The sequence below is a fragment of the Pseudomonas sp. LBUM1643 genome (assembly GCF_059716215.1).
Window position 1 is genome coordinate 3,803,248 of the sequence record NZ_CP166813.1, and the last position, 13,304, is coordinate 3,816,551.

General features: G+C 61.3%; 12 protein-coding genes. 5 read left to right on the forward strand and 7 right to left on the reverse strand.

Annotated elements, in window-relative coordinates; translation table 11 throughout:
* Positions 1-474: 474 nt before the first annotated feature.
* The 3 genes from ACA063_RS16985 (at position 475) to ACA063_RS16995 (ending at position 3,316) form a co-directional block, all read left to right on the forward strand.
* Positions 475-969 (forward strand): PaaI family thioesterase, encoded by a 495-nt coding sequence (locus ACA063_RS16985; RefSeq protein WP_497662590.1) that lies wholly within the window; start codon positions 475-477, stop codon positions 967-969.
* Positions 970-1,082: 113 nt separating this feature from the next.
* Positions 1,083-1,409 carry a DUF7693 family protein gene (locus tag ACA063_RS16990; protein WP_497662591.1) on the forward strand — a complete coding sequence of 109 codons (327 nt, stop codon included), beginning with the start codon at positions 1,083-1,085 and terminating at the stop codon, positions 1,407-1,409.
* A 206-nt stretch (positions 1,410-1,615) separates the two neighbouring features.
* Positions 1,616-3,316 (forward strand): amidase, encoded by a 1,701-nt coding sequence (locus ACA063_RS16995; protein WP_497662592.1) that lies wholly within the window; start codon positions 1,616-1,618, stop codon positions 3,314-3,316.
* A gap of 570 nt (positions 3,317-3,886) precedes the next feature.
* Here the strand turns inward: ACA063_RS16995 and ACA063_RS17000 are convergent.
* The 6 genes from ACA063_RS17000 to ACA063_RS17025 all read right to left on the reverse strand — a co-directional run bounded on the left by ACA063_RS17000 (position 3,887) and on the right by ACA063_RS17025 (position 11,122).
* Complete coding sequence (locus ACA063_RS17000) at positions 3,887-5,212, reverse strand: OprD family porin (protein ID WP_497662593.1); 1,326 nt, start codon at positions 5,210-5,212, stop codon at positions 3,887-3,889.
* A gap of 331 nt (positions 5,213-5,543) precedes the next feature.
* Positions 5,544-5,927 (reverse strand): VOC family protein, encoded by a 384-nt coding sequence (locus ACA063_RS17005; protein ID WP_497662594.1) that lies wholly within the window; start codon positions 5,925-5,927, stop codon positions 5,544-5,546.
* A gap of 72 nt (positions 5,928-5,999) precedes the next feature.
* Positions 6,000-6,797 (reverse strand): transporter substrate-binding domain-containing protein, encoded by a 798-nt coding sequence (locus ACA063_RS17010; protein ID WP_497662595.1) that lies wholly within the window; start codon positions 6,795-6,797, stop codon positions 6,000-6,002.
* Positions 6,798-6,872: 75 nt separating this feature from the next.
* Positions 6,873-8,042, reverse strand: coding sequence for an NAD(P)/FAD-dependent oxidoreductase (locus ACA063_RS17015; RefSeq protein ID WP_497662596.1), 1,170 nt, complete (start codon positions 8,040-8,042; stop codon positions 6,873-6,875).
* A gap of 4 nt (positions 8,043-8,046) precedes the next feature.
* Positions 8,047-9,711, reverse strand: coding sequence for an FAD-dependent oxidoreductase (locus tag ACA063_RS17020; RefSeq protein WP_497662597.1), 1,665 nt, complete (start codon positions 9,709-9,711; stop codon positions 8,047-8,049).
* A 64-nt stretch (positions 9,712-9,775) separates the two neighbouring features.
* Positions 9,776-11,122, reverse strand: coding sequence for an NAD(P)/FAD-dependent oxidoreductase (locus tag ACA063_RS17025; protein WP_497662598.1), 1,347 nt, complete (start codon positions 11,120-11,122; stop codon positions 9,776-9,778).
* 127 nt (positions 11,123-11,249) lie between these two features.
* On the opposite strand from ACA063_RS17025, the gene ACA063_RS17030 reads away from it, so the two are divergent.
* Positions 11,250-12,164, forward strand: a complete 915-nt coding sequence (locus ACA063_RS17030; RefSeq protein ID WP_497662599.1) for a LysR substrate-binding domain-containing protein — start codon at positions 11,250-11,252, stop codon at positions 12,162-12,164.
* Between the two features lie 28 nt (positions 12,165-12,192).
* Here the strand turns inward: ACA063_RS17030 and ACA063_RS17035 are convergent, their stop codons facing one another.
* On the reverse strand, positions 12,193-12,588 hold the full coding sequence (locus ACA063_RS17035) for a GFA family protein (protein WP_497662600.1): 396 nt from the start codon (positions 12,586-12,588) through the stop codon (positions 12,193-12,195).
* A gap of 378 nt (positions 12,589-12,966) precedes the next feature.
* Between ACA063_RS17035 and ACA063_RS17040 the strand changes: the two genes are divergently transcribed.
* Positions 12,967-13,278, forward strand: a complete 312-nt coding sequence (locus ACA063_RS17040) for an MliC family protein (RefSeq protein ID WP_497662601.1) — start codon at positions 12,967-12,969, stop codon at positions 13,276-13,278.
* Positions 13,279-13,304 lie beyond the last annotated feature (26 nt).

Here is a 13,304-nt window from a genome sequence, read left to right on the forward strand (position 1 = left end):
TCGGCAGTGGACTCGGGATTTGCGCCCAACACTGACCCCTGTGGGAGTGAGCCTGCTCGCGATAGCGGTAGCACATTCAACATCGAAGTTGCCTGACACGGCCTCATCGCTGGCAGGCCAGCTCCCACATTAGATCGGCAGTGGACTCGGGATTTGCGCCCAGCACTGCCCCCTGTGGGAGTGAGCCTGCTCGCGATAGCGGTAGGACATTCAACATCGAAGTTGCCTGACACGGCCTCATCGCTGGCAGGCCAGCTCCCACATTAGATCGGCAGTGGACTCGGGATTTGCGCCCAGCACTGCCCCCTGTGGGAGTGAGCCTGCTCGCGATAGCGGTAGCACATTCAACATCGAAGTTGCCTGACACACCTCCATCTCAGGAACACCACCCGGACCAGGCTCGACTCCTGCTGCCACTGGGCGGGCCTGCTCGAAATCCGATACGCTTGGCGAAAGCACACCAAGGTATCTCCCATGCTCGACAACTCACTGCAAAACTCCGCCGCGCCAGATGGCGTCTGCTACGGCTGCGGTGGCAAGAACCCCCATGGCCTGCACATCGAGAGCTTCTGGCATGAAGACGGCGTGCACGTCATGGCCGATCACCTGCCGGATGCCAAGTACTGCGGCTGGCCGGACCTGGTGTACGGCGGACTCATCGCCATGTTGGTCGACTGCCATTCAAACTGGACTGCCATGGCCTATCACTACCGCGCCGAAGGCCGCGCAGCCTCGAGCCTTCCTCGTATCGACTGCGTCACGGGCAACCTGGGTATCAAGTTCATCAAACCCACCCCGATGGGTGTTCTGCTGACCCTGCGCGCAAAGGTCGAGGGTGAGGTTGGCCGCAAGAGCCGGGTGATCTGCGAGGTGTATGCCGACGGTGTCCTGACCGCCGTCGGCGATTCGGTTTTTGTTCGCGTCGATACCGGGCAATTGGCAGCCGCCGCCCATGGCAAGAGCTGCTAGGCCGCGCCCCATAATTGCAGCGCAATGGACGTCCATCCGGCAGCACACGCCATCAGCGTGACGCCGGCCACCGCAGCGATTGCCGCCGCAGATTTTACTTGGAAGAACAAGCCATGACACCGAAGGACCGAGCACCGGCGATCACCGCGCGCGAGGTGTACCAGGTGCTAAAAGATGCAGCGATGGGTACGCGTGCGCTGCGTGTTATTCGCTACGACACTGATCATCGATCGGTCGACATCGACGGCTGGCAGCTCAGGCTGTTCATTCAGGACGCCTGTTTGCGTCAGTGCGAAGAATGCACGGCAGCGGACGGGCGAGTCGCGACGCTCGACGCCTGGCAGCGTTACGGCACCGACCCGGTTGCGTTGTTGAGTGGCTGGGAACATCAGCAACTTGAGCGGTTGTTGACGCCGAACTTCCATCACCTCGGACCGTGAAAGGCGCAGGTTCGCTGGCTGTACACGCAGAGAGTTAGCTAAGCTGCCCGCCTGATGCAAAATGGAACGCACTAACCCTGTCGGGAACGCAGTGCTACGAGAGCCGATATGAGAACCTTTTTTGAGAAGTGTGATGTGCCCCAACCTAATGTCCAGCGTGATGGAACTGCTCACCGCGTCATTAATCGGCAATGGGAGGAAATCGCATGATTGAAGTCACCGAAGTGTCCATTGCCCAACTGCGCGCGGCGCTCGAATCCGGCCAGACCACGGCGGTCGAGCTGGTGCAGGCCTATCTGGCCCGCATCGACGCCTACGACGGCACGGACACCCCTACCGCGCTGAATTCCCTGGTGGTACGCAATACCGAGGCGCTGGTCGAGGCGCAGGCGTCAGATGACCGTCGCAGCAAAGGTCAGACGCTGGGGCCGCTGGATGGCATTCCTTACACGGCCAAGGACAGTTATCTGGTGAAAGGGCTCACCGCCGCCTCTGGAAGCCCGGCATTCGTGGACCTGGTGGCTTATCGTGATGCGTTCACTGTTGAACGGCTCCGCGCCGCCGGGGCGATCTGCCTGGGCAAGACCAACATGCCGCCGATGGCGAATGGCGGCATGCAGCGCGGGGTGTATGGCCGTGCGGAAAGCCCTTACAACGCTGACTACCTCACCGCCCCGTTTGCCTCGGGTTCGTCGAACGGTGCCGGTACGTCGACGGCCGCCAGCTTCGCGGCGTTCGGGTTGGCGGAAGAAACCTGGTCGAGTGGACGCGGTCCTGCCTCCAACAATGGCTTGTGCGCCTACACGCCTTCGCGCGGGGTGATCTCGGTGCGCGGCAACTGGCCGTTGACGCCGACCATGGACGTGGTGGTGCCGTTTGCCAGGACCATGGCCGACCTGCTCGAGGTGCTTGATGTAGTGGTGGCGGAAGACCCTGACACCCGGGGTGACCTGTGGCGGATGCAACCGTGGGTGCCGATTCCGAGCGTCGCTTCGGTTCGTCCGGCGTCTTATCAAGCGCTGGCCGCAAAGCCCGATGCACTCGCCGGCAAACGCCTGGGCGTCCCTCGCATGTACATCAATGCAGATTTCGAGGCGGGCACCGCTGAGTCACCAGGGATCGGCGGACCAACCGGCCAGCGCATCATCACTCGGGATTCGGTTATTGCCCTTTGGCAAGCAGCGCGCAAGGCGCTTGAAGCCGCGGGTGCCGAAGTGATCGAGGTGGATTTCCCGCTCGTGTCCAACTGCGAGGGTGATCGTCCCGGTGCACCGACGGTGTTCACCCGTGGCCTGGTGTCCAAGGAGTTTTTGCATCACGAGTTGTGGGACCTGACCGCCTGGGCTTTTGATGATTTCCTGCAGGCCAATGGCGATCCGAAGTTGAACCGTCTGGTCGATGTCGACGGCGCGCTGATTTTCCCCCATGACCCGGGGACGCTGCCTAATCGCGAAGGCGACCTCCTAGCCGGCATGGACGAGTACGTGCGGATGGCCGAGCGCGGGATTACGCCGTGGAACGAGATCACGACCGTGCCCGATGGCTTGCGTGGGCTCGAGCAAACGCGTCGCATCGATCTTGAGGACTGGATGGATCGCCTGGGACTTGATGCGGTGCTGTTCCCTACAGTCGCCGATGTGGCGCCGGCGAACGCCGATGTCGATCCGGCAGCGGCGGATATTGCGTGGAGTAATGGTGTCTGGGTGGCCAACGGAAACCTGGCCATTCGGCATTTGGGCGTTCCAACGGTCACCGTGCCGATGGGCGTGATGCAGGACATCGGTATGCCGGTTGGTCTGACATTTGCCGGCCGGGCGTATGACGATTCGTCGCTGCTGCGGTTGGCTTCGGCGTTTGAATCGACGGGGTCGAAGCGTTTGGTTCCGCCGCGTACGCCTGCGCTGTAGGGTGTAGTTGAGCGTATTCGTAATCCGGTGAATCCTCGCCCCGCCGGCTCTCACCGTGGCATTTCGATCAAACGGTGGGAGCTGGCTTGCCAGCGATGGCGGCCTGACAGCCGATAAAGATTTCCCTGATGCAACCGGATCAAACTGTGGGAGCTGGCTTGCCGGCGATGGCGGCCTGATCGGCGGTGAAATTCTTGCTGGTGTACATATCCATTCCTGCGGTTACGGCTGCTATCGGTTTCGCCCTTACGGCGAGTCACTTGGAGAAGCGCCAAGTAACCAAACGCTCTTGCCCCTTTCGTACGGTGCCTCGCCAAGGCTCGGCATACCCTCGCTCCGGTCCTGCTCCGTGGGCCCGCCACGATCGGCCATCCATGGCCGTGCGCGGCTAACCCGGCATCCATGCCGGGTTGCCCACTGCGCAGAACCTGCGCTCGGCCTGCCGATGGGGCAAGAAGATCAAAAGCAGATCAAAAGCAGATCAAAAGCAGATCAAAAGCAGATCAAAAGCAGATCAAAAGATCGCAGCCTCGTTTCACTCGACAGCTCCTACAGGGTTCTACAGGGTGCTTATAACAGTGACACCGTGTAGTTCACGATGAAGCGATTCTGTTCCACGTCGCGGCCGGCGTCGGTGTTGGATTTGCCATTTCGCAATGAGAATCCAACCCCCTTGAGCGCGCCGGATTGAAGTACGTAATCCAGCGTCATATCCCGCTCCCACTCAGACTGATCACTCGCGTTGCGGGCTTTGATGTCTGTGCCCTTCAGGTACGCGATCGACGCTTTCAAACCCGGTACGCCCAACGGCGCGAAGTCATAGGTGTACTGGCCGAAATTCGTCTGCTCGCCCGCACGGGCAAAGTTCTGGATCATCTTGTCGGTGGGCAGGTATACGCTGCCGCCGCCAGCTCCTTTGTCCACCAGGCTGCCCTGGTTAGGCTGGACGAAATTACTGCCATCACTCACCTGTTGATGCCCTATCGTCACCGCGTGACCGCCGTTCGTGTAGGTGACCATCGCGGCCCAGGTGCTGTTATCGATTTCGCCGTTGTCATCGTCGGTGTAACCCGATACGCGATAGCCCTGCGCGCGGCCAGCCGACGAACTGTTCGCACCGCTTGAGGTGGTGCGGAAATAGCGCAGGTCGGTGGTCAGTGCGCTTTTGCTGTCGAGGGGCAGAACGTGAGTCAGGCCCAGGAAATGCTGGTCATAGAAGTCCTCCAGCTGCGCAAAGTAATACTGCGTCTTGAGGTCACGGGTGACAGTGTAATCCCCACCCGCGTAGTAGAACTTGTTGCTGTCCCGCGTGCTGCCGGCGACCGACAGGCCCGTGCGATCGGTCGAGGCGCGGCCGACTGCGTGTTCAAGCACTCCGCTGGTCAGGGTCAACCCGTCGATGTCGTTGGAGGTGATCTGCGCACCGGTGAACGACTGCGGCAACACCCTGGCATCGTTGGACAGCAGAATCGGCAATTTTGGCAACAGCGTGCCGTAGCGAAATTCTGTTTTTGCCACACGCATTTTCGCCGTCGGCCCGAAACTGCTCCACGCGGCGGCCGCACCGTCACCGTCGCTCGGAATCATGCCACTGCCGACGTGACGTCCGCCGCCACTGTCCAGCGTAATCCCGAGCAGCGCCTGTGCATCGAGCCCGAACCCTACCGTGCCTTGCGTGAACCCTGACTCATAGCGCAGCACAAAACCCTGTGCCGCTTCTTCGGTTTTCGACGGGTCTGCACTGCCGTCGCGGTTGTCGCTGTTGAAGTACAGAGTACGCATCGACAGCGAGGCTTTGCTGTCTTCCAGAAAACCGTGAGTGGCGGTGTCTGCTCCCTGGGCGCACATCGAACTGGTTGCCAGCAAAAGGGCGGCGGGAACTGCTCGGTTGAACATACGGTGCTCCTGACTATTGTTTTTATTGAGGCCCACGTCGCAGCAGCCCGCACTTTCACACGCCCGATGAATGATGATGAACATCGGGACACTGAGAGGACTGAAGGGTCATGCCGAGCAGGTCGTGAAACTCATAAAACATTTCTAGGAGCGATATTCAAACGAGGTGAAAGTAATTTTCGTAGAGGGATAAGGCTTGTCGCACAGAGGCATGGCGCGGGAGTGTTTTTGAAAAACGAGCGGGCAGATTTTCATCGTAAAAGAGGTGCGTGGCCGGGAGGCGCGGGTTTTGTGTAGAGGCCAGCCGAAACACGGCTGGCCTCTACCCGGTTTAAGCCGGCTGGAAGCAATAAGCAGCCAGTTTGTTACCGTCCAGATCACGGGCATACGCCGCGTAGGCATTCGGCGCCCAGCCACGCGGCCCTGGCAGGCCTTCACAGGTACCGCCAGCGGCCAGTGCGGCGGCGTGGAAGGCGTCGATTGCAGCACGTGTCTGTGCCTCGAAACTGACGGTGACACCATTGCCGACGCTGGCCGGTGCGCCGTTAGCCGGTTTCAGCACGAAGAACGACGGTGCGTTTTCGCCCCAGATGGACCCGTTGTCCCCAAGGTCGGCGATCCGTTTCTGGCCAAGCTCGCCCAGTACGTTGTCATAGAAGCCGCGGGCTTTGTCCAGATCATTGGTGCCGACTGTCACGTGGGTAAAAACACTCATTTATCAGCTCTCTTGTCAGTAGAAACGAGGTGGGTTGGCGTTGCCGTATTGCGGTCGTCCTCTGCCCTTCTTTCACTGTGGCCAGAGATCGACCGGAAAGTATTTTTCCGAGATCTTGGTGTACTTGCCCGACGCATGCAGTTGCGTGAGCGCTTCATCGATTCGCGCCTTGAGCGCGGTGTCACCCTTGCGCAGGCCTGCCCCGACACCCAGACCGTATTGCAGAGGGTCCATCTTCACGCTGCCGGTGCCTTTTTCCTCATACCCGGCCCCGTCTGCGGAGCCCAGGAATGCGATGTCGCCGAGTTTGTCGAGGAACATGACGTCGATACGCCCCGCCAGCAGGTCGGCGTTGCAGTCATCCTGGGTGGTGTAGATGCGGACGTTGGATGTTTTGCCGTAGGCGGTCTGGATGAACTCGGCGTTGGTGGTCGAGCCCTGGACACCGATGGACTTGCCGGCCAGGCCTTCCGGTGTCAGCGTCAGCTGGGTGTCCTTGGCGGCGACGAAAATCCCGGTGGTTTCGTAGTACGGACGCGAGAACGCGATGACCTTCTGCCGTTCCGGACTGATCCCCATCGAGTTAAAGAGCACGTCGAATTTGTTGGAAAGAAGCGCCGGAATAATCCCGTCCCAGGCCACTTCCTTGATCTCGCACTCGGCTTTCATCTGCTCGCAAAGCGCCCGGATCAGGTCGGGCTCGAAACCGGTGAATTGCCCGGTGGGGGTCTTCACCAGAAACGGTGGGTAGGGTTCTGCGGCAACACCAAAACGCAGGACTTCCGCCGTTACACTGGCGGGCGCTGCAAAGGTACACAACGTCATGCCGATAGAGGCCAGCAAGGCCAAATTGCGCAATATTCGTTTCATGATCGAGCCCTTCTTTCTGGAGGATGGGTGCAAGTAGAACGGTTCAACTGCGTGCATCGATTGAAAAAAACTTTTTTACGCTCCGTGTGCGGGCAACGACAGCCAGCCCTGGATGGCTTGCCAGTCCGGCTCAAGGGCGGCAAAACGTGAGAGCGAGAAGGTAGACAGGTCGGTGAAACTGCACGTCCCGTCGACGACGAGATCGCGTATGGCATGACCACTCGCCGGCGACAGTCCGAACCCCACACCGGACATCGTAGCCACGGTGACGTTATCCAGCGCAGCAGGACGATCAATGACGGGGCGACCGTCCGGCGTGTTTTCGATGAACCCTGCCCAACTGCGGATCACGCGTTTGTGGGCGACCTTGGGGAACAGGTCGGCAAGGCGTTTGGCGATGTTGCATTGCAGCGGTGTTGAATGCGCACGGGTGCTGCGCACATCGTCGAGGTCGACCCACTCGTGTGGACCGCCGCCGTAGGCCAGGTTGCCGCGCAGGGTTTGCCGGCCATACAGACCGTTGCCGTCCACGCCGCCGATGTCGAGCAACGGCAGCGGTTCGGTCACCACCATCTCGGCGCGTGCAGTGACGAGGGGAATGTTGACGCCAAGCTGCGCCGCCAGCTCGCCGGTGTGCGGACCTGCGGCAATCACCAGGTGGTCGCAGGTGATCAGGCCGTCTGCGGTGCGTACGCCTGTCACGCGGTCGCCCTGGCGTTCAATCGACACTACCTGCGTGTGTTCGAGCACCCGGCCGCCCAGATTTTTCAGCGCCCAGGCGTACGCCTGCAAGGTGCGGTGCGGGTTGGCGTGGCCGCCGAAATGGTAGTAGAAGCCCGCCAGCACGTTGTCGCCGGCAAAGGGCACGAGATCGCGAACCTGTTGCGGGTCCAGAAGGTCGACACGCAACCCGTAGTAAGCGGCTTCGTCCACGACTTTTTTATCGATCGACACCTGGTGTTCAGTGAGGTCGATGCTGATGCGATCAGGGCGATACTCGGTCGGATAACCGAGCAGTTCGTCCATCATCGGCCAGAGCCGTTGTTCTTCCATGAAAAGCGGGCTGTGGTGATGCGAACACCCGCCGCCATTACGGCCCGAAGCGCCCCAGCCAATCAGGCCGGCGTCGAGGACCAGCACATCAATGCCATCGCGTGCCAGCCACCAGGCAGCACTCAACCCCGTCACGCCGCCACCGACAATGACGACCGACGCACGCGTAGAGGACTTCTTGACTGTCTGCATGGTGTCAGCCCTCGTTCTGTGGTTGATGGTTGAGACGGACGCCGTCTTTCGGGCGCTTGGCGACGGTCTGCTGACCGGTGCACAGCCAGAACGGTGTCCACTGGGACGGCATGTCGAACCAGGCATCCCATTGGCTGAGCATCTGTGGCGTTTCCTCGATCTGGCCGAGCTGACGCATCGACAGCGGGCGGACCGGCGGACGGAAGGAGGCCAATGCAATGGCATCGGCACTCACGCCGGCACCAATGCCGAGCAAGGTGGCCACTTGTTCGCGGCACCGGCGGCCCTGGCAGGGTCCCATGCAGGCCCGTGTCAGGCGTTTTGTCACGTCAGGGTTGGGCGAGCCATCCTGCAACGACGAGGTCATCGTGCTTTTCAACGCGGTATCGGTGGGTGTCCAGTCGAGATAGCGCGGCGGTTGCTGTCCGAGGATTTCGCTGGCCGTCACCTCTTCGCACTGGCAAACGAAAGGCTGGTTTTGCGCATGGACGGTAGACGCTCGGACCCACGCGGTGCGATTGGCGGCAACATCGCAAACGGCTGCGTCAGGCAGCGGTGCGGTGTCGCTTAAAGCGATGTCGACACCCAGCGCGGCAAGCGCCGTGTGTGCCGCGATTCGGCCTTCGCGGCGGGCAATCTCGTCGTCGAGACTTTTCGAGGCCCAGACACCGGCGCAATCACCTGCCACCAGGAAAAACGGCAACGATGTGCGCTGTGCCGAGTCCGTGTCCGGGACGTGGCCGCCGCGCTCGGCCTGAAAGGAGGTGCTGCACCCTGTTGATTCGATAAGTTCGATCGCGGGAATGGCGGCCACCGCCAGCAGCACGGTGTCACAGTCGATCCCGGTCAAATTTCCGCCAACGGGGCTCCCCGCCGCGTCGACCGCCACAGCGGTGATCCGCTTGACGCCGAGCGCGTCCCCGGCTGCCTCGCGCACCACATGCCCGGTCAAGACCTGGGCGCCCTGCTCGACCAGCAGACCGAGCAGCGCTGGATCTCCACTCACTTGCTCTGCCTGCTCAATGATTGCAACGATCTGCACGCCCTTGCTGATCAGCGCATGGGCCGTCGCCAGTGCGTGCGTGTCGCTGCCGACCAGTACGGCGCGCTTGCAGTCCAGTGCCTCGTAAACGGTGGCAAGCCGATGCGCAGCACTGACACCCATGACACCGGGGCGATCCCAGCCGTCGAAAGCAAGGCCCATGTCGCGTCTGCCCGCGGCAACGATCACCTGTTTGAAGCGCAGCAGACTGGCGTCTTTGTCATCGGCGAGACCGGCGACTGCGCCCTCGATCCAGGCGGTGGTGCGTTGTTGAGGAAACAGCCCCCAGACCGCCGTGCCAAGCCGCACGTCGACGCCGGCTTCGAGCGCATCGGCGATCTCCGGGCGGGCGTCGAGAAGCGATTGCAGCACACTGTTGCGATTCGCCACCGCGGCCCCCATGCGGCCACCGAAATGCAGCGGCACCTCCTCCCCCATGGTCTCGAGGGGGACCGGGTTTTCGTCCACCAGCGTAACGCGCAGACCATGCCCGGCGGCGGTCAATGCGGCAGCGAGCCCTGCAGGGCCTGCACCGACGATCAGAATATCGGTCTCGTCGCTGATGGGCGGCGCTTTGCCTGCCACCGACGCGGGATCGTAATAGGTATCTTTGAGAGGTCGTTTCACCGTGTATCCCCCGGGAGGTAGGCGCGTGAGCGTTGACGCATGGGCGCTGACAATTGGGTATCGACTAGAACAGCGAAGACGGCGGCTTGACGTCGCCCTCGGCGAAGCGCGACAGACGCAGCTGACGCATGTCCAGCCCCGGCTCGCCCGAGTGAATCCAGTCGGCCAGGGTTTTACCCACGATGGGGCCCATGGCGAAACCGTGACCACAGAACCCGGTAGCGACCGCCAGACCCCGTGGTGTCGTGTTGGCGTCGATCACTGGGATGCCGTCCGGCAAAACATCGATACCACCGGCCCATCGGTCGACGATCTGTGTGCCCACCTGCCCCGGGAACGCCGCCTTGAGCGCACGCATCGCCGTGACCAGACCTTTGTCGTTCGGCGGGATCACCGGGTTGCGTTCGTGAATGCCCGCCCCCAGCCGCGACGCTTGCGACCACGGCATGCGCTGGCTCAGATCCGTCAGGCACGCGCCATTGAGATTGAAGCGGAACGACTTGCGGTGCGCCCACAGCGACGGCGCATACCACTGCAGTGCACGCAGATGGCCAAGCGTCATGTCGACGTCGACGTGGGCGTCGTCGGCGATGTTGAAGCTGCCATCCAGCCGTTGCCGGAAACCCACGCCGTTGGCAATGGTGGAAATGCCGCTCAGCGTCGGCCCGGACGTGGTCCGCGCCACTGTTCCCCGGACCAGTTGCTGTGGCAGGGAGATGCCGAGCATCTTCAGCAGACGAAACGTCGTGACGCCAGCAGCGCACACCACGGTTTTCGCCTTCACATAACCGCGCTCGGTTTCCACGCCCACAACCTGGCCGGCGGCGACGTCGATGCCTTTGGCACCGCACTGTTCGACGATGTGTGCACCCAGTTCACGGGCGCGCATTGCAAAGGCCCGGGCCACCAGCGTGGGCTCGGCCTGGCCGTCGCTGGCGGTGAACAAACCACCCAGTTGCGGCACGGCGTAACCCGGCAGTTTCTTTTCCACTTCCCGCGGCGACAGCATCACAGTGTCGACCGAAAAGCTGCGCGCGACACTCAGCCACGATTCGTATCCGTCACGCTCGGCTTCATTGCCCGCGACGAACAGGCAGCCGTCGTTGCGCCAGCCCAGGTCGGTCTGCAGTTCGCGTTCCAGCGAGCGCCAGATCTCGATGCTGGCCTGCATCAGCGGCACCTCGGCTTCGTCACGCGATTGCTGGCGAACAAAGCCCCAGGCGCGTGACGATTGCTGGCCCGCGAGAATGCTTTTATCGATCAACAGCACCTTGGCGCCCGCCTTGCTAAGGTAGTACGCGCAGGCACACCCCATCAGGCCGCCGCCGATGATCGCCACGTCGACTTCACGAGGCAGGCGGTCGTCCTGGATCGCTGACACGGTATTGAATGCCGCTGCTGGTGTATTCATAAGGGCAACCGTCCGGTGGAGAATGACGCGTAGCGCAGCGTCGTGGTTTCGGCTAAGAATGTGCCCCGTCCCGCCGAAATAACAGTGATGTATCTGCATTAATCCCATGCGAGGAGCGCATAGAAACATGAGCCGCCAACTGCCATCCATCGAGCTTTTGCAGGCCTTCCTGACCGTCGCGAAAACCGGCAATTTCGGCAAGGCAGGCGAGCAGCTCAACCTGAGCCAGAGCGCGGTGAGCCGGCAGGTTGCGCAATTGGAGGCACGTCTGGACAGCCGTCTGTTCGAGCGGCACACACGCAAAATCGTGCTCACCCCTGAAGGTCAATCGCTGGTTCCGGTGGCGGAACAAGTCATCGGCCTGCTGTCGGATGCTTCGCAGATGCTCGCCACCGTGGGACGAAGCGTCAGCCTGCGCGCGCACCCGACCATGGCGGCACGCTGGCTGATTCCACGGCTGACTGCGTTTTATCGCGAGCATCCGCAAGTGACCGTCAGTGTCGACACGGTGTATCACCGCTTCCCCGACTTTGCGTTTGAATCCATCGACGCAATGATCGCGTACGGCACCGCCACCTGGCCCGACTTCGAAGCGCTGGAGTTGTGGGAGGAAGAATTGATCCCGGTGTGCTCGCCGGCACTGCTCGCCGGTTCGACGCCCGAAGAGGTGCTCAAGACCGCGCGTCTCGTGGACGCGAGCATGGATCGCCTGGACTGGCGTCGCTGGGACGAGTACTACCCCGATTCAACCGGCCCCGATAACGCTCACCTGACCTTCGATACGCTGGAGTCTGCAATCGTCGCGGTGAAATGTGGCCAGGGCATCGCGCTTGTCGACGCGGTGCTGACACGCGATGAGTTGCTCACCGGGCAACTGATACGCGTGCATGCCGGCAGCATCGTGACGGGCGGACGCTACACGCTGGTCTATCCAAAACGGGTGAAGCGTTCGAGCGGGTTTTGCGAGTTTCTTGAATGGCTGGAACAGGAAGTGGGCGATAGCGGATCCGCGAGTCGAGTGGCTGTTTCTGGGGAGGTTTGAACGGGCCGTTGAGCAAGCGTCCGATAGCTTATCGATCAGGCTGCCATTGCCGGTGTTTTGGCAGACCTTCCCCCTCCAGCCACGCGACGTCCTGCTCCGTCCAGATGTGATACTCAGGCCTGGCGCCAGGCTCATCGTCTAACGTCGCTACGCGCACAATTATTGCGGCAGCGCTGTTACGTTCAGCAGCAAGGTGCGATCCGCAGTGGCCGCAGAAGTGCCGAATCTTCCCGGGAGATGACTCGAAAGCCCTCAACGCGTCGAGCCCTCGCGTCCATCTGAAATGCTCTCTCAGTACGCCGGCCGTTGTGACATATGCTGCCGCATGGGTCTTGCGGCAGGTGTAGCAATGGCAATGGCTGATGGGCATATCAATGCTGTCGACTTCATAGCCGACAGTCCCACACGCGCAGCTTCCTTTCATTTCATCCTCCGATGTCCATACAGTGGGACGATTATGGTCATAGGTGGAATCGCCAAGCCAGTTCGACCGCCAGTGAGGTGCCGGGTACGTTGACTTTACACCTGGTTCATCCTAACGCCCGGCGACCATCGATTGGAACAGAACCTCAACCCCTTGTAGGAGCTGTCGAGTGAAACGAGGCTGCGATCTTTTGATCTTGCTTTAAAGAAAAGATCAAAAGATCGCAGCCTCGTTTCACTCGACAGCTCCTACACAGCTCCTACAGGTGCCGGGTTATTCAGGACGGTATGAAGGAAGCCCTGGGTCTTGAACGGGCCTTTTTTCCGGTCGCCCTATTTTGCGCAGGGCATCCGTTCAAGTAGAGCGGATAAGTTCGCTATGATTTGCGGAGGTCGCGACAGCTACAGCCAGCGCATTGTCGAAGTACAAGCCGGTTACGGACTGGTCGCCGGCAAAGGCCCGATCACATTCGACTGCGGCGGTGACGGCACGATCAGCGCCACCTTCTACCAGACCGACCCCTCTTCGCTTATTGCCAGCTACAAAGGCCAGCGCTCATTGATGGTCGCGGTGCAATCGGGCAGCGGCGTGCACTACACCGGTCAGAACGAAAGTTTTTGGGAGCATCAGGGTGCCGCGCGGGTGACCTGGGGGTATGGCGCCAAAGAGATGACTTGCAAGAAAGCGTGAGGTGCCAGGCCGTTTAACCTGTGGCG